Raw genomic sequence first — 24,542 nt, forward strand, 5'->3', positions numbered from 1 at the left:
GCAGGCCCGGCAGCGATGACCTGATCGCAGGTCGCTGCGCCGGCGAAGTGCCCCGGGGCAGTCGGATCAGCTGCTGCTGCGAGGCACTTCGCCCGAGAGCCGGCAGATCGAGGCCGGCAGATCGAGGCCGGCAGACCGGATCAGCAGACCGGATCAGCAGACCGGATCAGCAGACCGGGATCAGCACGGTCAGGGTGAAGCTGTGCGGGGCCGGGTTGCCCGGCGCCTGCTGGGTGACGGTCACCGGGATGCTGGTCCCCGGCGTGGCGTTCGGGTCGATCTGGAGCGCGAAGCCCCGGTTGAAGGTCGACCAGGTGTTGAGCACGTCGTCGTCGCAGGTCGCCGTGGTGCCGTCGGCCGAGATCGCACACTGCTGGTAGTCGGGTGCACTGCTGAGGAACCGGGAGCCGGCCGGCAGCATGGCCACCACCTTGCCCGGAACCGGGTATCCGCTCGACGGGCCGAGGTTGCGCTCCAGCACCTCGAAGTCGGCCGGGTTGCCCGGTCCGGCCGGCTTGGGCGGCCGGACCAGTTCGAGTACGGCGTTGTCCACCGGGGCGGAGGTGTCGAAGCTCCAGGTGGTGGCGTTGTCGTCCGGGTTCTGGCTGGGGTCCCAGGTCACCACGGCGGTGCCGCCGCCGTAGCTCGCCGGGCCCGGTGTGGTGCTCAGCGTGCTCCCGAAGATCTTGTCGGTCTCGCAGCTCGCCGGCGCCAGGTTCCGCGCGACCGGGAAGCGGATCCAGTTCCAGCCGCCGTCCACCGGGCCGCTCTGGTAGGGGCCGGCGGTGAGGGTGAGCCCGGGGTCGGCGGGGCCGTTGACCACGAGCGTCGCGGCGGTGGGAGTGTCGGTGCCGTTGTTGCAGACCGTCACCAGGATCGTCCCGACGCCGCCGGGCGCCGTCGGAAAGGACGGCGGGCTGACGGAGACGCTGAGGTCCTTGGCGAAAGCCGCGCGGTGGGCGGCGCCGCTGCGGACGGCGGGTCCGTGGTTGGTGCCGTGAGGCCTGCGGATCGGGTAGGACACGGCGGGGGCGAGGTGGGAGGCGCCGGGTGTGGGTGCGGTTGTGGTCGTCGGTGTGGTCGTGGCCGAGGCTGCCTGGGCGAGCGGAAGCGGCAGTAGCAGGGCAGTCGCGAGAAGGGCGGGGATCCGCATCTGGGTGCTCCGGGGGAGAGGGGGTGAACGTCGTCGTTCGCTTGCGAAGTTACGCAGTGCCACTGGTGCCGGCCTGCGGAGTTACGCCGCCCGGCTTGGGGCGTCCGCGCCGGTGCCGCTCGGCGGCGCGCTCCGGCAGGGTCGTCGGTCCACTGTGGGAAGATCACCGAATGCCCTCAGTCGACTCCGCTCCGTTCGGAGAGCCTGGTCAACCTGGTCAGCCAGGTCGGCCTGACCACCCCGATCTTGCCGCCCCGGTCGGACGTACCGCCCCGGCCGCCCCGCGCGGCGCAGCCGCTCGCGCGCAGGTGCTGGCGGCTGCCGCCGAGTTGTTCACCCGGGACGGCTACGCGGCCACCACCACCCGGGCCGTCGCCGAGCGGGCCGGTCTGCGCCAGTCCACGCTCTACCACCACTTCGCGAACAAGGAGGACATCCTCGCCACCCTGCTGGAGGGGAGTGTCGCCCCTTCGCTCGCCTACGCCCGCGGCCTGCTGGCCGGCGCGGCCGCTGACCTGGGCGCTGACCTGGCCCCTGACCTGGCCGGCGGCGTGGCAGCTGCGGCGGGAGTCGATGCGGGAGCGGGTGCGGCGGTCGATACCCGCGCGCGGGCTTCGGTCCGGTCCGCAGCGGTGCCGGTGCCGGTGCCGGGGGCACGGCTCTGGGCGCTGGTCAGGTTCGACACCGAGCTGCTGCTCGGTGGACTCTCCAACCTCGGCGCGCTCTACCAACTGCCCGAGGTGCGCGGCGAGCGCTTCGCCGACTTCCGTCGGATCCGGGGTGAACTCGCCAACGCCTACCGCATCTTGATCGCCCCGCTGGACGAACTTCCCGCGGCCGCGCTGACGCTGTGCGGCGAGCTGGTGCTCGGCCTGGTGGAGGGCGCCGTGGCGGTGGCCCGGGAGAGCGGCGAGCGGCCCACCGGCACTGTCGCGGCGGCCGTGGCCGACGCCGCGGTGCGGCTGGCCTGTGGTGCCGGCTGCCCGCCCGAGAGGCTGGCGGCGATCCGAGCGGCCGCGGCAGCACTGGACTCCTGACGGTCCGGCGGGCCCCGCCGTCCCCTCGCGCCCCCGCCGTCCCCCCGTCCCCCGTCCCTCTCGCGCCCCCCGTGCCTCTCGCGCCCCCCGTGCCCCCGTCCCTCTCGCGCCCCCGCCGTCCCCTCGTGGGTCCGTGCCGCCGAGCGGGCGTGCGCCCGTAGAGTGGATCTCGTGTTCTCCCTCGCCGAGTTGACCCTGCCGATCACCGCCGCGCCGATGGCCGGCGGCGCCTCCACCCCCGAGCTGGTCGCGGCCGTGAACGCCGCCGGCGGACTGGGGTGGCTGGCCGCCGGCTACAAGAGCGCCACCGCGATGGCCGAGCAGATCGCCCGCACCCGCGAGCTGACGGGCCGCCCCTTCGGCGTGAACCTCTTCGTCCCGGCCGCCACCGATCCGGCCGCGCTGGCCGCCGTGCCCGCCTACCGCGCCGAGTTGCTGCCCGAGGCCGAGCGCTGGGGCGTCGCGCTGCCCGGGTCGATCGCGCCGGACGACGAGGACTGGGCGGCCAAGATCGCCGTGCTGCTCGCCGACCCCGTCCCGCTGCTCTCCTACACCTTCGCCCTGCCGACCCGTCAGGAGGCGCACGCGCTGCGCGCGGTGGGGACGGCGCAGGTGGCGACCGTGACCAGCGCGGCCGAGGCCCGGGTAGCGGCGGCACTGGGCATGGACGCGCTCTGCGTGCAGGGCCCCGAGGCCGGCGGTCACCGCGGCACGCACACCGCCGCCGCCGTCCCGGGGGGCGAACCGCTGCTCGACCTGCTGGCGCTGGTGCGCGCGGCCGTCGATCTGCCACTGATCGCCGCCGGCGGGCTCGGCGACGGGGCCCGGATCGCGGCCGCGCTCGGCGCCGGTGCCGCCGCCGTCCAACTCGGCACCGCCTTCCTGCTCGCCGACGAGGCAGGCACCTCCGCCCCGCACCGTGCCGCGCTGGCGGACCGGGCCTTCACCGAGACCGTCCGCACCCGCGCCTTCACCGGCCGGGTGGCCCGCGGCCTGCGCAACTCCTTCACCGACCGGCACGCCGACCACGCCCCGCACGCCTACCCCGAGGTGCACCACCTCACCGCCCCGCTACGCGCTGCCGCCGCCGGGCGCGGTGACACGCAGCAGATGCACCTGTGGGCGGGGACGGCGTTCCGCCAGGCGCGGTCGGGAGCGGCGGGTGAGATCACGGCACGGCTGTGGCGGGAGCTCCGGGAAGCGGGGCGGTAGGTGCGGGAAACGGTGGTGGGCGAGCGGATCAGGGGGCAGCGGCAAGGGCCGAGCGCCGAACGCGGTGGGCGCTGTTTGCGCTGCCACGAGCCTCTTGCCAACTGCTGATCTTCGTGCGAGGGTTAACGCCGTTGTGCGGCACGCACACACATCAGACAAAGGATTGAAGTCCATGGTTCCGGCGCCCTTCAGCGGCCGCCGTCGGCACTGAGCGCTCTGCCCACGCGGCAGCTCTCGCCCCATCAGTGCCACACCGTCCTTCCACGGCGGCCCCACGTGCGGTGCTTCAGGCACCGCTGCCATCACCTCGCCGCGCGCGGTGATGGCCCCGGCCCACGGCCGGGTCAGACAACTCCGCGCTGCTCACTTCACCGCCCGCCGCGGCGGGAGCGCGCTCCACCATGTCATCACGTGAGGTCATCACCACCTTGAGCACCAACGTCCAGAGCTTTGCCGTCGCCAACCTCCGCCGCCGCCCCGTCGTCATCGAGACCGGGGGCTTCGTGGCGGGGTTCGACCCCAGTACCACCAGTCCGTACATCAACTACGCGACCCCGCTGCCCGGCGCCGAGCCGACCGCCGAGGATGTCGCCGCGCTGATCGAGGCCTTCCGCGAGCGTGGCCTCAAGCCCCGGCTGGAGTTCGCCCCCGATGCCGCGCCCGCTGTGGAACCCGCCCTGCTGGCGGCCGGGTTCACCACCGAAGCGGTGCACGAGTACATGGTCTGCACGCCGGAGCGGCTCGCCGTCCCGGTGGCCGGCCCCGGCACACCCGTGGTGGAGACGCCGGTCACCGACGAGGACTTCACCTCGATCGACGGCGCTCTCTCCGAGGCCTTCGCCGGCGAGTTCAGCTCGTCACCGGAGGGCACGGCCCGGCTGCGCCGCACCCAGGAGAGCGGCGGCGCCGTCCGCTTCGTCCGGGCGCCCGATGGCGGTTGCGCGGGTGGCGCGGTGGTCTCGGCCCCTGCCGTCGGCACCGCGGAGCTGGCGGGTGTCGGCACCCGACCCGTGTTCCGGGGCCAGGGCATCGCCGCCTCCGTCACCGCCGCGCTGACCGAGGCGATGTTCGCCGCCGGCGCGGAGTCGGTCTGGCTCGAGTACTCGGGCGATGGCTCGCGCCGCGTCTACGAGCGGGTCGGGTTCCGGCCGGAGGGCACCCGGCTGTACATCGCGCTGGAGGACTGAGAGAACACCGGCGTGCGGTCGGGCCGTTCACCGGGCGGCCCGACCGCGGGCGCGAGTCGCCGCCGCCCGGCGCACCCCTACCCGACCAGGCGGCGGCGCCACTCCAGCGGCTTCACCTCGATGGCGCGGTGCGGGTCGCCGTTCCAGGCCACGGGAAGCCCGACCTGCGCCAGTGCCGCCGCGACCTCCCGACCGACGGCCGTCGTCGTCTCGGCCGAGCTGTCGAAGCCGCCGTAGTGCAGCGTCAGGCCGCGGCCGGCCGCGGCCGCGTCGGTGGACTGGGAGTGGAAGTAGACGAAGCCGCGGGCCGTGGGGGAGCCGGCGTCGCCGATCTCGGCCTGGCCGCAGGAGTGACAGCAGGTGAAGTGCTCCCGGGCGGTGAGGCCGGCGGCCTCCAGCGCGCAGAAGGCCCGGGTCAGGCGCTCGGGACCGGTCTCGCCCACCCAGCCGGACTGCTCGGCGACCCGCTCCAGCCAGAGCCGGTCGACCAGGTGCCGGGCCTGCGCGCGCGAGACCGGGCGGTGCTCGCCGGAGACCAGGTGGTCCTCCGCGAGTTCGGTCAGCTCGGCCCTGGTCGCGTAGCCGCCGACGAGCACCTCGCGGATACGCTCTTCGAGCTGCTCGCGGTCGCCCTCGTCGAGGACGAGCGGCGGCACGGGGTCGGGGACCGGGCCCAGCTCCACCTCGGTCCAGGACAGCCCGGCGTCCCAATCGGGCTCCCGGCGCGCCCAGCCGGCCATCGCGACGGCCACCGCCCCCGGGCCCGCGAGCCGGGTCTGGTACTGGCACTGGGGATCGCCGTCGCGATGCTCCAACGTGTAGTCGCCCTCGGACTCGTGCCAGACCTGGACGAAGACGTCGGGCAGGTCGGGGATCTGGCGGACCACCAGGAAGCGGTCGTCGCCGGAGCCGATCCGCTGGACCAGAGCGGTGAGCTCCGCCGCGGACGGCCGCAGGTGCCGCTGCCCGTTCTCGGTGGTGATGATGATCGCCAGCATGCCGCCCACTCTGGCACAGGCCACTGACACTCATGGTCGCGTGGCCGCCCGTGGGTCTCCGGTGGTCGCGGCTCCGCCACTGACAGAGGTCCTGCTGACGTGGTGCCATCCGACTCTCCGTGCGATCCCCTGCGTTTGGCCCCGTGCCCCGTGCCCCGTGCCGTTCGGCGCGACCGTGGGAGCGAGCCGCCACGCGGGGCAGCGCCCGGCCGGGCGGACCACCCGCCGGATCACTTGCCGGGCCACCCACCGACTCACCCACCGGCTCACCCGCCGAAGTCCGGCACCCGGTCCAGCATCGCGAGCCGGGCGTTGGCCGTCCGGATGCTGCCGCAGAGCACCTGGGCGCCTCCGATCCGGTACTCCTCCCCGCTCCCGCTCGCCTGCAGCACCGCGCCCTGCAGCGAGGTGTACGACGTGTCCGTCAGGTCGCTCCTGCGTAGGTCCCGCACCACGATCAGCTTGCGCAGCAGGTCGCCGGCGCCCGGCGGGGTGGCCAGTGCCTTGCGCTGGTCGTCCGTCAGCCTGCCGAAGGCGGCGTCGTCCGGGGCGAAGACGGTGACGTTGTCCATCGAGTCGAGGAGGTCCTTGGCCCTGGCGGTCCTGATCAGCGCGGACATCGCGGTCAGGTCCTTGGCCTGGTCGATCGCGGTGAGCACCGGGCCGCGGCCCATCGACTCCAGGCTGCCGGGGCCGTCGGCGGGCAGCGCGGCGCAGCTACGGCCGGACGGCTCCTCCGGCGGCGGCGGTCCGGCCGCCGCCAGACCGCCACCGCCATCACCGCCGCCCGCGCCCGCGCAGCCCGTGAGCGGGAGGAGGGCGAGAGCGAGGGCGAGGCCCGCGAGCAGGGCGGAGCGGGTCGTGCGACGGCGCATGGCGGAGGTCCTCCTCGGGGCGGGACCGGGACGAATCGGCCCGATACGCCAGATAGTGACACTCCGTCAAGGCGCCGCACGGGAGGTCGGGGCCGCAGCGGCCCGACCGTCACCCGAGCAGCGTCCCCATCCACTCCTCGATTCCGGCCACCGTGCGGGGCAGCGCGCTCGACATCAGCTGTGCGCCGTCCTCGGTGATCACCAGGTCGTCCTCGATCCGCACCCCGATGCCGCGCAGCTCCAGCGGCAGCGTCTCGTCGTCGGGCTGCAGATAGAGGCCGGGCTCGACCGTCAGCACGTGGCCGACCGCCAGCTCCCCGTCCAGGTAGGTCTCCGCCCTGGCCTTGGCGCAGTCGTGCACGTCCAGGCCGAGCATGTGCCCGCTGCCGCAGAGCGTGTAGCGGCGGTAGAGGCCGCTGTCCTCGCGCAGCGCCTGCTCGGCGGGGACGCGCAGCACGCCCCAGTCGGCCAGGCCTTCGGCGATCACCCGCATCGCCGCCTCGTGGAAGTCGCGGTAGCGGGCACCGGGGCGCAGCGCGGCGATGCCCGCGTCCTGGGCAGCCAGCACCAGCTCGTAGACCTGGCGCTGGACGGGGGAGAAGGTGCCGCTGAGCGGCAGGGTGCGGGTGATGTCGGCGGTGTAGAGGGTGTCGCTCTCCACCCCGGCGTCCAGCAGCAGCAGCTGGTTCGGGTCGAGCGCGCCGTCGTTGCGGATCCAGTGCAGCACGTCGGCGTGCGCGCCGGAGGCGGCGATGGTCTCGTAGCCGGTGCCGTTGCCCTCGGCGCGGGCCCGCAGGTTGAAGATGCCCTCGATCCACCGCTCGCCGCGCCGGTGGCGCAGCGCGGTGGGCAGCGCGCGCGCCACGTCCTCGAAGCCCAGGACGGTGTGGTTGACGGCCAGTTGCAGCTGCTCGACCTCCCAGGCGTCCTTGATCAGCCGCAACTCGCTCAGTACGGTGGCGAGTCGGGCGTCGCCACCGCCCGCGTGCAGCCCGTCCACCACCGGGTCGACGCCGCCGAGCAGTCGCACCGTCCCCTGGCGGCCGGTCAGCACCTTCTCCAGGCCGTCCAGGTGCTCCACCCGCAGGCCGGTCAGCCGGCCGGCCTCGGCCAGGTCGGGGCGCCGGCCGACCCAGAGCTCGCCGTAGCGGCGGTCCCGGTAGAACTCCTCGCTGATGCCGTCGCGCGGCGAGCGCGGCCGCAGGTAGAGGACCGGCTCGTGCCCCTCGCCGCCGTCGGGCTCCAGCACCAGCACGTTGCCGACCTGGTCCTCGCCGGTCAGGCCGGTCAGCCAGGTGAAGGCGCTGTGCGGGCGGAAGCGGTAGTCGCAGTCGTGGCTGCGCACCTTGAGCTGGCCGGCCGGCACGACCAGCCGCTCGCCGGGGAACGCGGCGGAGAGCCTGGTGCGGCGTGCGGGCATCACGTCGTAGCCGGGAACGAGTTCGGTCTCGGGCAGCGGGGTGGCGCTCCACGAGGTGGCCATGAAGGCCGCGAGTGCGGGGGAGACGGGGAGGTCGTGGCTCCCGGTGTTGGCGGAGGGGATGGGCTGGGTCACGGCGCGACTCCTTCGGCGGCCTGCGGACAGTGGCACTGAGCTGGGCTTATGTCCTTGCGGTGAACGGGGATTGACGGTCCGTTCGGACACATCTGGGTAACGGGGCGGTCGATCCCTTGCCTGTGCAATTTCACATTACTATGTTACGGGTCACACCTCGGGCGAGGCCAGCCCCCAAGCCCCGACCGCTACCGCGCCACACCGCGCCATCCACCAATCCCGCCGGACCCCCCCCTTTGCGGAGAGCAACATGACCAGGCGTACCCACGTCGCCCTCGCGGCAGCGATCGCGGCGACACTGACCCTCGGCCTCGGAGCCTGTTCGAGCACCGGCAGCGGTTCGAGCGCGGACGAGAAGAGCCTCACCACCGCGGGTGACGGCATCATCGGCGGCACCCCGGTCAAGGGCGGCACCCTGCACGTGCTGGCCGACCAGGACTTCTCCGACCTCGACCCGACCCGCAACTGGGTCGAGCCGGAGATGGACTTCGGCATCCGCACCCTCTACCGCACGCTGACCACCTTCAAGGCCGAGCCGGGCGCGGGCGGCGAGCAGATCGTCCCGGACATGGCCACCGACCTGGGCGAGCCGAGCGACGGCGACAAGACCTGGACCTTCCACCTCAAGGACGGCCTCAAGTACGAGGACGGCTCGCCGATCGTCGCCCAGGACATCAAGTACAACGTCGAGCGCTCCTTCTCGCCCGACCTGCCCGGCGGCCCGGAGTACGCCAAGACCTACCTCGACGCGCCGGCCGACTACCAGGGCCCGCTCAAGGGCCAGGACCTGCCGAGCACCGCGATCGACACGCCGGACGCCAAGACCATCGTCTTCCACCTCAAGCGCCCGGTGGCCGAGTTCGGCTACACCGTCACGCTGCCCACCTTCGCCCCGGTGCCCAAGGCCAAGGAGGCCGGCGCCGACTACGCCAACCACCCGTTCTCCTCCGGGCCCTACAAGATCCAGAGCTACGACCGGGGCAAGCAGCTGGTGCTGGTCCGCAACACCTACTGGGACCAGTCCACCGACCCGGTCCGCAAGGCCTACCCCGACAAGATCGTGGTGGACCAGACGCTCAGCCCCACCAACGTGGCCGACCGGCTGATCGCCAACCAGGGCGACGACCAGAGCGCCATCGCCTACGCGGACCTCGACCCCTCCAAGGTCAGCAGCGTGATCACCGACCCGAGCGTCAAGGCCCGCCTGGTCAGCGAGAACTCCAACTGCGACGCGCTGCTGGACATGGACACCAGCAAGGCGCCGTTCAACAACCAGAACCTGCGCCTGGCGGTCGAGTACGCGATCGACAAGGGCGCCTACCAGGCGGCCGTCGGCGGCCCGGCGCTGGCCGACATCGCCACCACCCTGCTGCCGCCGGAGATCACCGGGGGCACCTCGGTGGACCACTTCAAGATCCCGGTGGGCGGCGACCTCGACAAGGCCAAGCAGTACCTGGCGGCCGGCGGTGCCCCGAACGGCTTCTCCACCACCCTCACCGTCGCCAGTTCCGAGGAGCAGCGCGCCGAGTCGCTGCAGGCCTCGCTCAAGCGGGTCGGCATCAACGTCACCATCAACGCGGTGGACGCCTCGGTCGCCTACTCGGTGGAGGGCAACAAGAACACCCAGACCGGCCTCTCGGTGGGCGGCTGGTGCCCCGACTACCCGTCGGCGTCCACCTTCCTGCCGATGATGTTCGACAGCCGGATCATCACCGACACCGGCAACCAGGGCAACGTCAGCCGCTTCAACGACCCGGCGGTGGACGCCGAGATGGACCGGATCGCCGGCCTGACCGACGTCACCGCGGCCAACCAGGCCTGGCAGGCGCTGGACGCCAAGATCATGGACGAGGCGCCGGCCGTCCCGCTCACCTGGCAGAAGAAGCCGCTGCTGGTCGGCTCCAACATCGCCGGGGCGTTCGCCGCGCCGGTCTGGTCGGCGCAGATCGACTACGCCACCGTCGGCCTCAAGTCGCTGAAGTGATACGGGGATCCCAAGCATGACCGCCGCACTCCAGAAGACCGGTGAACCGGTCGAACTGACGGACCATCAGGAGACGCTGTCGCCCTGGAGGTTGACCTGGCGCCGGCTGCGCCGTGACAAGGCGGCGCTGTTCGGTCTCGGCCTGATCCTGTTCTTCGTGCTGGCCGCGCTCCTGGCCCCGGTGCTCACCGCGATCAGCGGCCACGGGCCGGCCGACACCGACGGGAAGGCCATCGACCCCTATCTCGGCGGGCTGCCGCGCGGCAGCCTGGGCGGGATGAGCCCCTCGCACTGGCTCGGCGTCGAGCCGATGCTCGGCCGCGACATCTTCGCCCGCCTGCTCTACGGCGCGCGGATCAGCCTGCTGGTCGCGTTCAGCGCCGCCGTGCTGATCACCGTGATCGGCGTGGTGCTCGGCGGGGTGGCCGGCTACTTCGGCGGCCGGGTGGACGCGGTGATCAGCCGGTTCATGGACATCATGATGTCCTTCCCGAGCCTGATCTTCATGATCGCGCTGCTCTCGGTGGTGCGGGACGCCAACCGGGTCCTGCTGCTGATCCTGGTGATGACCCTCTTCACCTGGCCCTACATCGCCCGGGTGATCCGCGGGCAGACCATCTCGCTGCGCCACCGCGAGTACATCGAGGCGGCCCGGGCCAGTGGCACCGGCAGCGCGCGGATCCTGTTTACCGAGGTGCTCCCCAACCTGACCGGGACGATCATCGTCTACCTGACGCTGGCCATCCCCAACCTGATCGGAGCCGAGGCCGGTCTGACCTACCTGGGTGTGGGGGTCCGCCCGCCCACCCCCTCCTGGGGGCAGATGATCTCCGACTCCTCGCTCTACTACAAGGTCGACCCGATGTTCTTCGTCCTGCCCTGCGCCTGCCTCTTCCTCGTGGTACTGGCCTTCACCCTGCTCGGTGACGCGCTGCGCGACGCCCTGGATCCCAAGGGCGGTCGCGGATGATCGCCTACGTGGTCCGCCGGCTGTTCGGCATCGCCGGCACCCTGCTGGTGATCTGCGCGGTCACCTTCGTCATCTTCTACCTGCTGCCCACCGACCCCGCGGTGACCTTCTGCGGCAAGGACTGCCCGCCCGACCGGGTCGCCGAGGTGCGCCAGCAGATGGGGCTGAACGCCCCGCTGCTGGTCCAGTTCGCCCGCTACGTGCTGGCCATCTTCGCCGGCCGCACCATGGGCAGCGGCCAGTACGTGGTGCACTGCGGCTTCCCCTGCTTCGGCTACTCCTTCCAGAGCGGGCGGCCGGTCTGGGACCTGATCATGGACCGGCTGCCCACCAGCGTCTCGCTGGCGATCGGCGCGGCCGTGGTCTGGATGCTGCTCGGCCTCGGCGTCGGCGTGGTCTCCGCGCTGCGCCGCAACAGCTGGGTCGACCGCACCCTGATGGTCGCCACCATCGGCGCGGCGGCGGTGCCGGTCTACTTCACCGCGATGATCCTGCTCTACTTCGTGGTCGTGGTGCTCGGGCTGCTGCCCTTCCCCAGCTACGTCGCCTTCACCGCCGACCCGATCGGCTGGGTGCAGAACCTGATCCTGCCGTGGATCACCCTGGCCCTGGCCACCGCCGCGATGTACGCGCGGATGACCCGCAGTTCGGTGATCGAGACCCTGGCCGAGCCCTTCGTGCGCACCGCGCGGGCCAAGGGGCTGCGCGAACGCAAGGTGGTCGGCAAGCACGGACTGCGCCCGGCGCTGACGGCGGTGGCCACCATGCTCGGCATGGACCTGGGCTCCCTGCTGGCCGGCGCGATGATCACCGAGTCGCTGTTCAGCCTGCCGGGCGTCGGCAAGCTCTTCGCCGACTCGCTGCACAAGGCGGACCAGCCCGTGGTGATGGGCATCACGCTGCTGGCCTCCTTCTTCATCGTCAGCTCCAACCTGGTCGTGGACCTGCTCTACGCCTGGATCGACCCGAGAGCGAGGCTTTCGTGACGCTGCTTCAGGTCCGCGATCTCGCGGTCGAGTTCAACACCGCCGAGGGGGTGGTGCAGGCGGTCAAGGGCGTCGACTTCGACGTCGAGCGCGGCCGGACCCTGGGCATCGTGGGGGAGTCCGGCTCCGGCAAATCGGTCACCTCGCTGGCCGTGATGGGCCTGCACCGGGGTGCCGCCGTCACCGGCTCGGTCGACTTCGACGGCACCGAGCTGATCGGCGCGCCGGACGAGACGGTGCGCCGGCTGCGCGGCCGCCGGATGGCGATGATCTTCCAGGACGCGCTCACCGCGCTGCACCCCTACTTCACCATCGGCGACCAGATCGCCGAGGCGCACCGCGAGCACTTCGGCTCCGGCCGCAAGGCCTCCTGGGCCCGCGCGGTGGAGGTGCTCGGTGACGTGGGCATCCCCGAGCCGGCCCGCCGCGCCGGGGAGTACCCGCACCAGTTCTCCGGCGGCATGCGCCAGCGCGCCATGATCGCGCTCGCGCTCTCCTGCGAGCCCGAGCTGATCATCGCCGACGAGCCGACCACCGCCCTGGACGTCACCGTGCAGGCCCAGGTGCTCGACCTGCTGATGCGGCTCAAGGACGAGCGGGGGCTCGGCATCATCATGATCACCCACGACCTGGGGGTGATCGCCAGGGTGGCCGACGAGGTACTGGTGATGTACGGCGGCGCGGCCGTCGAACAGGCGGACGTGGACGCGCTCTTCACCGCGCCCAGGCACCCCTACACCCGCGGCCTGCTGGACTCGCTGCCCAACCTGGAGGGGGCCGAGGGCCAGGCGCTGCGCGCCATCCCCGGCTCGCCGCCCTCGCTGCTCGCGCCGCCGGCCGGCTGCGCCTTCCACCCGCGCTGCCCCGTCTACGCGGCCGCCCCGCAGGCGGCCTGCACGGGAGCCCGACCGCCGCTGCGGCAGGTGGCGCCGGACGGGCACCGCAGCGCCTGCGTACACGTGGAGGTGACGACATGACAGCTCCGCTGCTGACCGTGCGAGACCTGGAGATGACCTTCCCCGGGCCGCGCGAGGGGCTGCGCCGGGGGCCCGGGGTCAAGGCGGTGGACCGGCTCAGCTTCGAGGTGCGGGCGGGCGAGACGCTCGGCCTGGTCGGCGAGTCCGGCTGCGGCAAGTCCACCACCGGGCGGATGCTGGTGCGGTTGCTCGACCCGACCGGGGGGCAGGTCGACTTCCAGGGCCAGGACATCACCCGGCTCGGACAGCGGGCGCTGCGGCCGCTGCGCGGCAAGCTGCAGATCATCTTCCAGGACCCGTTCGCCTCGCTGAACCCCCGGCAGACGGTGCAGCAGATCATCGCGGCACCGCTGCGCGCCCAGGGCCTGGGGGCGGCCGCGATCCGCCGCGAGGTGCGGGAGCTGGTGGGCCTGGTGGGCCTGGCCCCCGAGCACCTGGAGCGCTACCCGTACCAGTTCTCCGGCGGCCAGGCGCAGCGGATCGGCATCGCCCGGGCGCTGGCCACCCGGCCCGCGCTGGTGGTCGCCGACGAGCCGGTCTCCGCGCTGGACGTCTCCATCCAGGCGCAGATCGTGGGCCTGCTGGAGCGGCTGCAGCGCGAGCTGGGGGTGGCGTACCTGTTCATCGCGCACGACCTGGCGGTGGTCAAGCACCTCAGCCACCGGGTCGCGGTGATGTATCTGGGGCGGATCGTCGAGATCGGCGACAAGGCACAGGTGTACGGCAACCCCGCGCACCCGTACACCAAGGCGCTGCTCTCCGCGGTGCCGCTGCCCGATCCGGCCGCCGAGCGGGCCAGGGAGCGGATCGTGCTGCTCGGTGACCCGCCCAGCCCCGCGAACCCGCCGGCCGGCTGCACCTTCCACCCCCGCTGTGCCAAGGCGCAGCAGCTCTGCCGCACCGAGGCGCCGCTGCTGACCATCACCACGGGTCCGGGCCAGCGGCAGGTCGCCTGCCACTTCCCCGAGGCCTGAGCGGGCCGGCCCCAGGGGCGGCAAGCCTGAGGGAGCGCCGCGGCGCCGACCCTCCCACCGACCCCCGGCCGGGCGCAGCGGGGAACCCACTGAGGGCTGCGCCCGGCCGGGATCCACCTCGCGGCCGGCCCCCATCCCGGGGCCGGCCGCGCCGCCGTGCGGCCTCGGAACCCCGAGCCGCACAGCACCACCGCACAGCACCACCGCACAGCACCACCGCACAGCACCGCACCGCACAGCACCGCACCGCAGCACGGCGCCACAGCACCGCACAGCACCACCGCGCCACCGCACCCGCACCACAGCACCGCGCCGCGGCAACGCTTCTGAAGCACCAGGAAAGGCAGTCACCTTGTCCCCTCTCAGCTGGGACGGCACCGCGCCGCCCTCCGGGCGCGGCGAGTACAGCCGCGAGATCGCCACCGGGATCCCGGGCCTGCGGCTGCGGGTCACCGCGGTCGGCGCCCGAGCGCTGGAGGTGCGCACCGTCATCGGCGACCGGTCGCTCACCCTGGAGGCCGCGCCGCTGGACCTCGACCCGCCCGGCGGTGGCCCCGCCAGGGTGCGCGTCGAGTGGCAGCTGCCCTGCGCCGGAGCCACCGCGCTGTGGACCCCGGCGACCGGCACCCGCTGGTTGCCGCCCTCCTGGAGCGCCCCGCGCACCGCCGCGCTGCCCGCGGGCGCGCCGATCGGCAGCCTGATCGGCGCCGGGGACGCGGCGCTGTGCACCTTCGCGGTCGCCGAACGGGTGCTGCCGGTGGCCATCGGCGAGGGCGCGGTGGAGGAGAGCGGCGAGTTCACCTGGTGGGTCGAGCACCAGGTGGAGGGCGAACCGCTGCGCCTGCGACTCGACCTGACGGGACGTCACTTCGCCGAGACGCTGGCCGGGATGGTCAGCTGGTGGGGTGCCGATGAGCTCCCGGCGGTGCCGGACGGCGCGTTCGAGCCGGTCTTCTGCACCTGGTACGCGCGACACCTGGAGATCACCGCGGCGGAGACCGAGCGGCTGGCCGCGCTCGCCGCGCCGCTGGGCTTCGGCGCGCTGATCGTCGACGACGGCTGGCAGACCGAGGAGACCACCCGCTCGTACGCCACCACCGGCGACTGGCAGCCGGCCGCCGGCCCGTTCCCCGACTTCGCCGCGCACGTGGCCCGGGTGCGCGCCCTCGGACTGGCCTACCTGCTCTGGCACGCGCTGCCCTTCGCCGGCGACCGCAGCGCCGCCGGGCAGCGCTTCGCCGGGCGGCGCCTGGCCCACCTGGCGGAGCTGGAGACCTCGGTGCTCGACCCGGCCGACCCCGAGGTGCGCGACCACCTGGTGGAGCGGCTCGCGGCGGCCGTGGAGCAGCACGGGGTGGACGGCCTGAAGATCGACTTCATCGACACCTTCTCCCGCCACGCCGCCGACCAGGTGGCGGTGGCCGAGGGCGTGCGGCTGCTGCTCGCCGAGCTGGACGCCCGGCTGCGCGCCGCCCGCCCCGGGCTGCTGGTCGAGCACCGGCAGCCGTACATCGGGCCCGGGCTGTGGCCGTACGCGACGATGGTGCGGGCCACCGACTGCCCGCACAACGCGGCCGAGAACCGGGCCAGGACCACTGACCTGCGGCTGACCGCCGGCCCGCTGGCGGTGCACGCGGACCCGCTCACCTGGCACCCGGACGAGCACCCGGTGGAGATCGCGGTGCAACTGCAGTCGGTGCTCTTCGCCACCGCCCAGGTCTCGGTCGACCTGGGCGCGCAGGGGCCCGAGCAGTTGGCGGCGCTGCGGTTCTGGCTGGCGGTGATGCGCGAGCACGTCGGGCTGCTGCAGCGCGGCACCTTCCGGCCGCACCGCCCGGAGCTGGGCTACCCGCTGCTGGAGTCCCGCCGGGGCGGGCAGCTCGCCGTCGGGCGGTACGCGCCGGTGCCGGTCGCGGTCACCGGCGCCTGGGAGCTGCTGCTGGTGGCCAACGCCGACCCCGACCCGCTGGTCCGCTTGGTCTTCGAGCGGCCGCCGGGCCGCCTCGACCTGCTGGTGCGCGACTGCGCGGGCGTCGCGGTGACGCAGGCGACGATCACCGCCCAGGAGTGTGAGCTGGCTGTCCCGGTGCCGCGCGGCGGGCTGCTCACCCTTGCCCCGAGCCGCACCGTTGGCCGAGGCTGATCCCGTGACCGAAACGCCTGAACTGCCGTCAGCGGACGCCCCCGAGCCCATTCCCGGCGCGGCCGAGCTCTTCACCCTCGACCCCGCCGTGGCCCACCTCAACCACGGCTCGTACGGGGCCGTGCCCGCCCCGGTGCGGGAGGCGCAGCGGCGACTGAGCGCGGAGCAGGAGGCGGACCCGGACGCCTTCTTCGCCGTGCTGCCCGAGCGGGTCGCCGCCGCGCGCACCGAACTCGCCCCGGTGCTCGGCGCCGACCCGCTCGGGCTGGCGCTGGTCAGCAACGTGACCGAGGCGGTCGCCGTCGTCCTGGACAGCATCCCGTTCGGGCCCGGCGACGAGATCCTGGTGACCGACCACGGCTACGGCGTGGTCACCCGGGCCGCCGAGCGCCGGGCCGCCGAGTGCGGCGCGCGGGTGCGGGTGGTCCCGGTGCCGCTGGAGCTGCTGGACCCGGCGCCCGCCGTGCTCGACGCCGTCACCGAGCGCACCAAGGTGGCCCTGCTGGACCGGATCACCTCGCCCACCGCCCGCGAGCTCGCCACCCCGCCGCTGCTGCGCGCGCTGGCCGAGCGCGGCGTGCTGACCATGGTGGACGCGGCCCACGTGCCCGGCATGCTGGCGCCCGACCTGGAGGTCGGCCGGCCCGACTTCTGGTTCGGCAACCTGCACAAGTGGGCCTTCGCGCCCCGACCCACCGCGCTCCTGGCGGTGACCGAGGCCTGGCGGGAGCGGATCCGGCCGCTCACCTACTCCTGGGAGCACGAGCACGGCTTCCCGTTCAACGTCGAGTGGCGCGGAACCGCCGACTACACCGGCTGGCTGGCCGCCCCCACCGCGCTGCGGGTGCTGGAGGGGCTCGGCGTGGAGCGCGTTCGCGAGCACAACGTGCGGCTGGCCGCCTACGGCCAGCGGCGGCTCGTCGAGCTGACCGGGCTGCCGCCGCTGCCCGGCTCCGAGCGGCTGGCGATGCGCGCGGTGCGGCTGCCCGCCGGGGTGGCCGAGGACGAGGCGGGCGTGCGGCAGCTGATGCGCGCCGTCGGCGAGCGGCTGGGCAGCCGGGTGGCGGTGCGCCCGTGGGTGGGCGGCGGGGTGCTGCGGATCTCCGCCCAGGTCTACAACCGGGCCGAGGAGTACGAGAAGCTCGCGGCCGGTCTGGGCGAGCTGCTCCGGGCCGGCTGAGCCGGCTCGGGTGGCCCGGGCGGGCCGGGTGGCTCGGTTGGCTCGGGTGGCCCGGGTGGCTCGGTTGGCTCGGGTGGCTCGGGCGATCAGATCTCCAGCGCGGCCTCGATCATCTTCAGCTGGTGGCGGGCCATCGCCAGGTTGGCGCGGCTGCGGGTGAGCGCCAGGTAGAGGAAGAGCCCGCGGCCGCCCTGCCGGGTCAGCGGCCTGATCAGGTGGTACTGGTTGCTGAGCGTGATCAGGATGTCCTCGATCTCGTTGTCGTGCAGATTGAGCATCTCCATGGTCCGCATCTTGGCCCGCACCACGTCGGTGTTGCCCGCCGCCGCCACGTTCAGGTCCAGCTCGGGGCTGTCACCGAGCGCGCCGAGCGCCATCCCGCTGCCGTAGTCGACCAGCGCGACACCGATCGCGCCCTCGATCCCGATCGCTTCCTTGAGCGAGGTGTCCACGTTCGCCATGTCTGCGCCCCTCCAGGTGGGTCAGGTCTGTGGCGCCGACTCTAGGCAGGGCAGCAACGCTCGGTTGACGAATGATCACAGCTGAGCAAAGGAGTCCGCACTTGATCGATCGGGACTGCGAGTGATCAGCGGAGGTCGGGAAAAGGGTGCGATCAATGTCAGCCCAGCCGGGTAATCTCAGGCTGAGATGCTGGAACACCACACCGACCGGACCAGCTGCGCGCCCCGTCCGGCCCAGCGCCGCGGAGCCGGCCCGCAGCCGCAGGCGTCACCGTCTGCGACCCACTACCACGGGAAGAAGAGGTGACGCCGATGAGCAGCGCCCTGCCGCACGACGACGCGATGAGCCCCGCCGAGGCGTACGCGGCCGCCCGCCGCCGTACCCAGGAGCAGGCCACCGCCCTGCACGGTTTCCAGGAGCTGTACGACTTCCCGCTCGACGACTTCCAGCTGGAGGCCTGCCGGACCCTGGAGGCCGGCGAGGGCGTGCTGGTCGCCGCGCCGACCGGCTCCGGCAAGACCATCGTGGGCGAGTTCGCCGTCCACCTGGCCCTGGCGGCGGGCCGCAAGTGCTTCTACACCACGCCGATCAAGGCGCTCTCCAACCAGAAGTACGCCGACCTGGTCAAGCGCTACGGCGCCGCCAAGGTGGGCCTGCTCACCGGTGACAACTCCGTCAACGGCGACGCGCCCGTGGTGGTGATGACCACCGAGGTGCTGCGCAACATGCTCTACGCGAACTCGCGCACCCTGGACGGCCTGGGCTACGTGGTGATGGACGAGGTCCACTACCTTGCCGACCGGTTCCGCGGCGCGGTCTGGGAGGAGGTGATCATCCACCTGCCCGAGTCGGTCACCCTGGTCTCGCTCTCGGCCACCGTCTCCAACGCCGAGGAGTTCGGCGACTGGCTGGACACCGTGCGCGGCGGCGTCAAGGTGATCGTCTCCGAGCACCGCCCGGTCCCGCTCTGGCAGCACGTGATGGCCGGCAACCGGATGTACGACCTGTTCTCCGACCCGGACGTGGACGGCCGCCCCAAGGGCAACCAGAAGAACCCGGCCAAGGCGGTCAACCCCGAACTGGTCCGCCTCGCCCGCTCCGAGGCCGACCGCAACCCGCGCTTCGCCGGGCGCGGGCGCGGCCGCTCGATGGCCAACGGCCGTCCCGGGCGGGTCTGGACCCCGGGCCGGGCCGAGGTGATCGACCGGCTGGACGCCGAGGGCCTGCTGCCCGCGATCACCTTCATCTTCAGCAGGGCCGGCTGCGAGGCCGCCGTCCAGCAGGTGCTGACCTCCGGAGTGCGGCTCAACGGCGAGCAGGAGCGACTGCAGGTGCGGGCCATCGTGGAGGAGCGCTGCGCCGCGATCCCCGACGAGGACCTGCACGTGCTCGGCTACTTCGAGTGGCTGGACGCGCTGGAGCGCGGGGTGGCCGCGCACCACGCCGGCATGTTGCCCCGGTTCAAGGAGGTGGTTGAGGAGCTCTTCCTGAAGGGCCTGGTCAAGGCCGTCTTCGCGACCGAGACGCTGGCGCTGGGCATCAACATGCCGGCCCGCTCGGTGGTGATGGAGAAGCTGGTCAAGTGGAACGGCGAGATGCACGCCGACATCACTCCCGGCGAGTACACCCAGCTCACCGGCCGGGCCGGGCGGCGCGGCATCGACATCGAGGGCCATGCCGTGGTGCTCTGGCAGCGCGGCATCGACCCGGAGGCGCTGGCCGGCCTGGCCGGCACCCGCACCTATCCGCTGCGCTCCTCCTTCAAGCCCTCCTACAACATGGCCGTCAACCTGGTCGGCCAGTTCGGGCGGCACCGTTCGCGCGAACTGCTGGAGACCTCCTTCGCCCAGTTCCAGGCGGACCGCTCGGTGGTCGGCATCTCCAAGCAGGTGCAGCGCAACGAGGAGGGCCTGGAGGGCTACCGCGAGGCGATGACCTGTCACCTGGGCGACTTCCAGGAGTACATGGGCCTGCGCCGGGAGCTGAAGGACCGGGAGAACGAGCTGGCCCGCGAGGGTGCCGGCCAGCGCCGCTCGGCCGCCGTCGAGGCGATCGAGGCGCTGAAGCCGGGCGATGTGATCCACGTGCCGACCGGCAAGTTCGCCGGCCTCGCGCTGGTGCTCGACCCGGGGCTGCCGCCGGTCAGCCGCTCGCCGCGCTCGGTGCGCCACCCGGACTACCAGGACGGGCCACGCCCGGTGGTGCTCACCGCCGAGCGGCAGGTCAAGCGGCTGGCGATGATCGACTTCCCGTACCCGGTGGCCGCGATCGAGCGGCTGAAGATCCCCAAGTCCTTCAATCCGCGCAGCCCCCAGTCCCGCCGGGACCTGGCCTCCACCCTGCGCACCAAGGCCGGCCACCTGGAGCCCGAGCGCTACCGCAAGGGCCGGGCGGCGGCCGCGGACGACCCCGGCATCGCCCGGCTGCGCACCGAGCTGCGCCAGCACCCCTGCCACGGCTGCGACGACCGGGAGAACCACGCCCGCTGGGCCGAGCGCTACCAGCGGCTGCACCGCGACACCGAGGTGCTGGAGCGCAAGATGCGCTCGCGCACCCACACCATCTCGCGCACCTTCGACCGGGTCGCCGGCCTGCTCACCGACCTCGGCTACCTGGTCGGCGACACCGTGACCGACGACGGCAAGCGGCTCGGGCGGCTCTACGGCGAGCTCGACCTGCTCGCCTCCGAGTGCATCCGCGAGGGCGTCTGGCAGGACCTGGCCGCCGCCGAACTGGCGGCCTGCGCCTCCGCGCTGGTCTACGAGGCCCGCCAGGCCGACGACGCCGCCACGCCCCGGGTCCCCGAGGGCAAGGCCAAGGACGCGCTCGGCCGGATGGTCCGGATCTGGGGTCACCTGGACGCCCTGGAGGAGCAGCACCGGATCAGTACCGCCGAGGGCGTCGGCCAGCGCGAGCCCGACCTGGGCTTCGCCTGGGCCGCCTACCGCTGGGCGCTGGGCCACGGCCTGGACTCGGTGCTGCGCGACGCCGACATGCCGGCCGGCGACTTCGTGCGCTGGACCAAGCAGCTGATCGACGTGCTCGGCCAGATCCAGGACGCGGCCGGCGAGGACGCCGAACTGCGCCGCACCGCCCGCAAGGCGGTGGACGCGCTGCGCCGCGGCATCATCGCCTACTCCTCGGTGGGCTGACCGAGCTGACCGAGCTGACCGAGCTGACCGAGCTGACCGGGCCGACGGGGCTGACCGGGCCGGTGGGCTGACGGGGCGCCACCGCACGGCAAGCACCGCTGCCCCGACCGTCCGCGACGGTCGGGGCAGCGGCGGCTCGGGCCGGTGGGGTCAGCCGAGCTGGAAGGTGGCCTGGACGGGGTAGTGGTCGCTGGGGGCCTGGGTGTCCAGCTGGCCGGAGGTCCAGCCGGCCTGCGGGTCGAAGTCGATCGCGACCGTCGGCAGCGCGAGCGGGGCCGGGCGGCCGGGCTGGTTCAGGTAGCCGAGGTAGTCCAGGTCGTCCTGGTAGCCGACCGGGAAGGTCTCCACGCCGCTCATGTACTGGCACCAGACGGAGACGGGGCAGTCCATGGTGGTCATGGTCTGGTCCGGGTCCAGCGCGGGGGAGCCGAGTACGCCGCCCACCGCGTTCTGCGCGTTGGCGTAGTCGCCGCGCGCCTGGCCGTTGTAGTACTCCACGTTCAGGTCGCCGCCGAAGAGCACCGGGGCGCTGGTCCCGGCGATCCCGTTCACCCAGGACCTGATCTCGCCGAGCTGGGCGAGCCGGGTGGCCTGGGTGGTGTCGGTGGAGGCGTCCGACTCGTCCGCCTGCAGGTGGGTGCCGGCCACCCAGGTCTTCACGCCGCCCTTGTCCACCTGGACCAGCGCGGCGCCCTTGTCGGCGTGGTAGTCCCAGGTGCCGGAGGTGGAGTTCGAGAAGACGTGTTGGTACTGCGCGGTGATCGGGTACTTCGAGAGGATCATCGTCCCGCCGTTGATCACGAACGGGGAGCTGGAGCAGTCGCCGCTGGTCCCGTTCCAGCCGCCGCCGGAGCAGGTCCCGCCGACCACCGGCGTGCGGTAGGGGTAGAGGTCGGCGAGCTTGCTGTTGATGTCGCCGATCGAGGAGTTGTTGAACAGCTCGTCCAGGATCACCACGTCCGCGCTGTGCTGACGGATGATCGACTCGATCACCGGCGTGCGGGTGCTCGCCTTCTCGTTCTGGCTCCAGTCGACCACGGCGGTGCCGAGGTCCACGTTCCAGGTCAGGACGGAGAGCGTACTGCCGGCCGTCGCGGCGGGGGCGGGGACGGCCGAGGCGCTGGTGGCAGCGGTGCCGCCGAGCAGCGCGAGGACGGCGGCGGTGCTGAGCGCGGCGGCGGAGCGGCGCAGGGTCATGGGAGTACGGCTCCTGGGAAGGGGTCAGCTGTGCATGACAGCCGGAACCGTAGCTACTGGCGGGTACGTTTGGAAGAACTCCAACCGACCAATCTTCGGCGGCGAGATGTCTGCACAACACCGGTCGCGCCCCGGTCGACCTGTCTGCACAACTGTGCCCTGATCGCCGCGCACCCTGGCCGGCTCCCGGTCCCGGTCGTATGGTGCGCGGATGGAGACCTCCGAGACGCTGTCGCCCGTCGTGCTCGACCCCTTCGGCCGATCGCAGCACCAGGAGAACGCGCGGCTGCGCGAGTTGGGCCCGGTGGCCCTGGTGGAGCTGCCCGGCGGAGTGCCCGCCTGGGCGGTGACGCACCATCAGGTCCTCCAGGAGCTGCTCGCCGATCCCCGGGTGGGCAAGGACCCGCGGCACTGGACCCAGTACGCCGAAGGCCGGCTGCCGGTCGGCTGGCCGCTGATCAACTTCGTCAACGTGCCCGGGATGATCACCACCGACGGGGCCGACCACCGGCGGCTGCGCTCGCTGGTCGGCCAGGCCCTGACGCCCCGTCGGGTCGAGGCGATGCGGCCTCGGATCCAAGAACTGACGGACCGTCTGCTCGACCCGGTGCAGGGTGAGTTCGAGCTGCGCGAGGCCTTCGCCTACCCGCTGCCGATGCGGGTGATCGGTGAGCTGCTCGGCCTGCCGGCCGCCGACCAGGACACCCTGCACGCGCTGTCGAGCGTGCTGATCAGCAGCTCGGCCGAGCCCGGCGAGACGCTCGCCGCCCAGCGCGACCTGCTGGCGCTGCTCGGCGCACTGGCCGAGCGCAAGCGGGTGCGGCCCGGGGACGACCTGACCAGCGCACTGCTCGCGGCCCGCGAGGCGGGCGACGCGCTGAGCGGGGAGGAGGTGGTGGGCACCATGCTCACCATGCTGGTCGCCGGACACGAGACCACCCTCAACCTGATCACCAACGCGGTGCGCGCGCTGCTCGCCGATCCGGCCCAGCTCACCCGGGTGCGCGCGGGCGAACTCGACTGGTCGGCGGTGGTGGAGGAGACCCTGCGCTACGACTCCCCGGTCGGCCAGTTCCCGCTGCGCTACGCGATCGAGGACATCGTGGTCGGCGGGGTACTGATCCGCCGCGGTGAGGCGCTGCTCGCCTCCTACGCGGCGGCCGGCCGCGACGGCGCCCAGTACGCCGACGCCGACACCTTCGATGCCGCCCGCCCCCCGGGCCGGCACCTCTCGCTCGGCCACGGTCCGCACTTCTGCATCGGTGCGGGCTTGGCCCGGCTGGAGGCCGAGATCGCGCTGCGCGCCCTGTTCGCCCGGTTCCCCGACCTGCGCGCGGCCGATCGCGGCACGCCCCCGGAGCCGGTCGCCTCCTTCATCAGCAACAGCGTGCGCGAACTGTGGGTGGTGGCGCACTGAGCGTCCCGCGGAGATCTGAGCGTCCCGCGGAGCCCTGAGCGTCCCGCGGAGCACGCCGTCCCCCCGGCGCACGCCGTTCCCCGGGCCCGCCGCTACGGGCGGCGCAGGTCGAACCGGTCCGCCCACGCCGCGACGGCCGCGGCGATCAGCAGCGGCTGGTCCTCCGGGGTGTGGTGCCCGGCGACGGCCGGCGAGCGCTCGATCTCCAGGGCGGCGATGTTCGCCGCGCACCAGTCGACGATGCCCTCGTGCATCATCGCCCCCGGCCCGGGGCCGAAGGTGAGCAGCAGCTTGGGCACCTCCGGGCTGGCCGCAAGCCACCGGTCGTACGCCTCGATCCTGGCCACCACCTCGGCTGGCTCCCCGCCCAGCGGCATCGAGCGCGGCCACTGCAGCAGCGGGCGCCGGCTCTCCCGGGTCGGGTACGGCGCGCGGTAGGCGTCGAGGTGCTCCTCGGTGAGCGTGCCGGCGGTGCTGCCGGGCAGGCCCTGCTCGATGAAGGCGTTGTCGTCGAGGATCATCGCCTCGCCGACGCCGTCGGCCTTGATCGCCCGGAACAGCTCCCGGCCGCCCTCGGGGAACTCCGCCCAGCTCATCGGCTTCACGATGGTCTCGGTGAACGCGATGCCGCGCACCTGGTCCGGATGGCGCGCGGCCCAGTCGAAGGCCAGCGCGCCGCCCCAGTCGTGTCCGACCAGGACCACCTCCCGCAGGTCGAGCGCGTCGAACCAGGCGTCCAGGTAGCGGGCGTGGTCGGCGAAGGTGTAGTCGATGGCGGGCTTGCCCGATTCGCCCATCCCGATCAGGTCAGGGGCCAGCAGCCGACCGGTGCCGACGGCCGGCAGCACGTCCCGCCACAGGTAGGACGAGGTCGGGTTGCCGTGCAGGAAGACGATCGGCGTGCCGGTGCCGGTCTCCCGGTGGTGCATGGTCGAGTCAAGGATGTGCTGGTGGGGCATGGCGCGGTCCTCTGGTCTCTGGTCTCTGGTTCTGTTCGGATGTTCAGCTGGTCGGTATCTGAGTCAGTTGACTTACTCAGTCCGTCGGGGGAGACGTTAGCACGGCCGGTCGGTCACTTGTCCA

At 72.9% G+C, this 24,542-nt stretch carries 18 protein-coding genes and 1 pseudogene; 12 read left to right on the forward strand and 7 right to left on the reverse strand.

Features of this window, described 5'->3' with window-relative positions:
* Positions 1 to 166 precede the first annotated feature (166 nt).
* Positions 167 to 1,153 carry a hypothetical protein gene (locus OG455_RS32520; RefSeq protein WP_266299865.1) on the reverse strand — a complete coding sequence of 329 codons (987 nt, stop codon included), beginning with the start codon at positions 1,151 to 1,153 and terminating at the stop codon, positions 167 to 169.
* Positions 1,154 to 1,461: 308 nt separating this feature from the next.
* Between OG455_RS32520 and OG455_RS32525 the strand changes: the two are divergent.
* From OG455_RS32525 to OG455_RS32540, 3 genes and pseudogenes are all read left to right on the forward strand, one after another.
* Positions 1,462 to 1,653, forward strand: a pseudogene (locus OG455_RS32525) (helix-turn-helix domain-containing protein); the annotation flags it as partial.
* Positions 1,654 to 2,361: 708 nt separating this feature from the next.
* Positions 2,362 to 3,402: a nitronate monooxygenase gene (locus OG455_RS32535; protein WP_266299866.1), complete on the forward strand. Its 1,041-nt coding sequence runs from the start codon at positions 2,362 to 2,364 to the stop codon at positions 3,400 to 3,402.
* Between the two features lie 428 nt (positions 3,403 to 3,830).
* Positions 3,831 to 4,589 carry a GNAT family N-acetyltransferase gene (locus OG455_RS32540; RefSeq protein WP_266301042.1) on the forward strand — a complete coding sequence of 253 codons (759 nt, stop codon included), beginning with the start codon at positions 3,831 to 3,833 and terminating at the stop codon, positions 4,587 to 4,589.
* A gap of 77 nt (positions 4,590 to 4,666) precedes the next feature.
* On the opposite strand, the gene OG455_RS32545 is transcribed toward OG455_RS32540, so the two are convergent.
* From OG455_RS32545 to OG455_RS32555, 3 genes are all read right to left on the reverse strand, one after another.
* Positions 4,667 to 5,587: a hypothetical protein gene (locus OG455_RS32545; RefSeq protein ID WP_266299867.1), complete on the reverse strand. Its 921-nt coding sequence runs from the start codon at positions 5,585 to 5,587 to the stop codon at positions 4,667 to 4,669.
* 266 nt (positions 5,588 to 5,853) lie between these two features.
* Positions 5,854 to 6,462 carry a fasciclin domain-containing protein gene (locus OG455_RS32550; protein ID WP_266299868.1) on the reverse strand — a complete coding sequence of 203 codons (609 nt, stop codon included), beginning with the start codon at positions 6,460 to 6,462 and terminating at the stop codon, positions 5,854 to 5,856.
* A 109-nt stretch (positions 6,463 to 6,571) separates the two neighbouring features.
* Positions 6,572 to 8,017, reverse strand: a complete 1,446-nt coding sequence (locus tag OG455_RS32555; RefSeq protein ID WP_266299869.1) for an aminopeptidase P family protein — start codon at positions 8,015 to 8,017, stop codon at positions 6,572 to 6,574.
* A 250-nt stretch (positions 8,018 to 8,267) separates the two neighbouring features.
* Here OG455_RS32555 and OG455_RS32560 point away from each other — a divergent pair, with 250 nt between their 5' ends.
* From OG455_RS32560 to OG455_RS32590, 7 genes are all read left to right on the forward strand, one after another.
* Positions 8,268 to 10,001, forward strand: coding sequence for an ABC transporter substrate-binding protein (locus tag OG455_RS32560; RefSeq protein WP_266299870.1), 1,734 nt, complete (start codon positions 8,268 to 8,270; stop codon positions 9,999 to 10,001).
* A 16-nt stretch (positions 10,002 to 10,017) separates the two neighbouring features.
* The gene (locus OG455_RS32565; protein WP_266299871.1) at positions 10,018 to 10,971 is read left to right on the forward strand and encodes an ABC transporter permease; all 954 of its coding nucleotides are present in this window, start codon (positions 10,018 to 10,020) and stop codon (positions 10,969 to 10,971) included.
* Positions 10,968 to 11,957 (forward strand): ABC transporter permease, encoded by a 990-nt coding sequence (locus OG455_RS32570; RefSeq protein ID WP_266299872.1) that lies wholly within the window; start codon positions 10,968 to 10,970, stop codon positions 11,955 to 11,957. Before OG455_RS32565 ends, OG455_RS32570 begins: the two co-directional genes overlap by 4 nt.
* Positions 11,954 to 12,934: an ABC transporter ATP-binding protein gene (locus OG455_RS32575; RefSeq protein ID WP_266299873.1), complete on the forward strand. Its 981-nt coding sequence runs from the start codon at positions 11,954 to 11,956 to the stop codon at positions 12,932 to 12,934. The genes OG455_RS32570 and OG455_RS32575 overlap by 4 nt, the downstream gene beginning before the upstream one ends.
* A complete protein-coding gene (locus OG455_RS32580) occupies positions 12,931 to 13,908 on the forward strand; it encodes an ABC transporter ATP-binding protein (RefSeq protein ID WP_266299874.1) in 978 nt (325 codons plus the stop codon). Before OG455_RS32575 ends, OG455_RS32580 begins: the two co-directional genes overlap by 4 nt.
* A 352-nt stretch (positions 13,909 to 14,260) precedes the next feature.
* Positions 14,261 to 16,051, forward strand: coding sequence for a glycoside hydrolase family 36 protein (locus OG455_RS32585; protein ID WP_266299875.1), 1,791 nt, complete (start codon positions 14,261 to 14,263; stop codon positions 16,049 to 16,051).
* A gap of 4 nt (positions 16,052 to 16,055) precedes the next feature.
* Entirely contained in the window at positions 16,056 to 17,231 is a 1,176-nt protein-coding gene (locus tag OG455_RS32590) for an aminotransferase class V-fold PLP-dependent enzyme (protein WP_266299876.1), read from the forward strand.
* Between the two features lie 86 nt (positions 17,232 to 17,317).
* Here OG455_RS32590 and OG455_RS32595 read toward each other — a convergent pair whose 3' ends face one another.
* A complete protein-coding gene (locus OG455_RS32595; protein WP_266299877.1) occupies positions 17,318 to 17,692 on the reverse strand; it encodes a hypothetical protein in 375 nt (124 codons plus the stop codon).
* A gap of 312 nt (positions 17,693 to 18,004) precedes the next feature.
* Here OG455_RS32595 and OG455_RS32600 point away from each other — a divergent pair, with 312 nt between their 5' ends.
* Positions 18,005 to 20,845 carry an RNA helicase gene (locus OG455_RS32600; protein ID WP_266299878.1) on the forward strand — a complete coding sequence of 947 codons (2,841 nt, stop codon included), beginning with the start codon at positions 18,005 to 18,007 and terminating at the stop codon, positions 20,843 to 20,845.
* A 150-nt stretch (positions 20,846 to 20,995) separates the two neighbouring features.
* Here OG455_RS32600 and OG455_RS32605 read toward each other — a convergent pair whose 3' ends face one another.
* Complete coding sequence (locus OG455_RS32605; protein WP_266299879.1) at positions 20,996 to 22,042, reverse strand: sphingomyelin phosphodiesterase; 1,047 nt, start codon at positions 22,040 to 22,042, stop codon at positions 20,996 to 20,998.
* Between the two features lie 211 nt (positions 22,043 to 22,253).
* On the opposite strand from OG455_RS32605, the gene OG455_RS32610 reads away from it, so the two are divergent.
* Positions 22,254 to 23,459: a cytochrome P450 gene (locus tag OG455_RS32610; protein WP_266299880.1), complete on the forward strand. Its 1,206-nt coding sequence runs from the start codon at positions 22,254 to 22,256 to the stop codon at positions 23,457 to 23,459.
* A gap of 92 nt (positions 23,460 to 23,551) precedes the next feature.
* On the opposite strand, the gene OG455_RS32615 is transcribed toward OG455_RS32610, so the two are convergent.
* Complete coding sequence (locus tag OG455_RS32615) at positions 23,552 to 24,418, reverse strand: haloalkane dehalogenase (protein ID WP_266299881.1); 867 nt, start codon at positions 24,416 to 24,418, stop codon at positions 23,552 to 23,554.
* Positions 24,419 to 24,542 lie beyond the last annotated feature (124 nt).

Source organism: Kitasatospora sp. NBC_01287, from assembly GCF_026340565.1.
Taxonomy (GTDB): domain Bacteria; phylum Actinomycetota; class Actinomycetes; order Streptomycetales; family Streptomycetaceae; genus Kitasatospora.

Excerpts from the sequence above, each read along its gene's own strand:
- OG455_RS32595 (WP_266299877.1), bottom strand. The coding sequence starts at position 17,692 with ATGGCGAACGTGGACACCTCGCTCAAGGAAGCGATCGGGATCGAGGGC.
- OG455_RS32550 (WP_266299868.1), bottom strand. The coding sequence starts at position 6,462 with ATGCGCCGTCGCACGACCCGCTCCGCCCTGCTCGCGGGCCTCGCCCTC.
- OG455_RS32605 (WP_266299879.1), bottom strand. The coding sequence starts at position 22,042 with ATGACCCTGCGCCGCTCCGCCGCCGCGCTCAGCACCGCCGCCGTCCTC.
- OG455_RS32565 (WP_266299871.1), top strand. The coding sequence starts at position 10,018 with ATGACCGCCGCACTCCAGAAGACCGGTGAACCGGTCGAACTGACGGAC.
- OG455_RS32560 (WP_266299870.1), top strand. The coding sequence starts at position 8,268 with ATGACCAGGCGTACCCACGTCGCCCTCGCGGCAGCGATCGCGGCGACA.
- OG455_RS32570 (WP_266299872.1), top strand. The coding sequence starts at position 10,968 with ATGATCGCCTACGTGGTCCGCCGGCTGTTCGGCATCGCCGGCACCCTG.
- OG455_RS32520 (WP_266299865.1), bottom strand. The coding sequence starts at position 1,153 with ATGCGGATCCCCGCCCTTCTCGCGACTGCCCTGCTACTGCCGCTTCCG.
- OG455_RS32600 (WP_266299878.1), top strand. The coding sequence starts at position 18,005 with ATGAGCAGCGCCCTGCCGCACGACGACGCGATGAGCCCCGCCGAGGCG.
- OG455_RS32615 (WP_266299881.1), bottom strand. The coding sequence starts at position 24,418 with ATGCCCCACCAGCACATCCTTGACTCGACCATGCACCACCGGGAGACC.
- OG455_RS32580 (WP_266299874.1), top strand. The coding sequence starts at position 12,931 with ATGACAGCTCCGCTGCTGACCGTGCGAGACCTGGAGATGACCTTCCCC.
- OG455_RS32545 (WP_266299867.1), bottom strand. The coding sequence starts at position 5,587 with ATGCTGGCGATCATCATCACCACCGAGAACGGGCAGCGGCACCTGCGG.
- OG455_RS32610 (WP_266299880.1), top strand. The coding sequence starts at position 22,254 with ATGGAGACCTCCGAGACGCTGTCGCCCGTCGTGCTCGACCCCTTCGGC.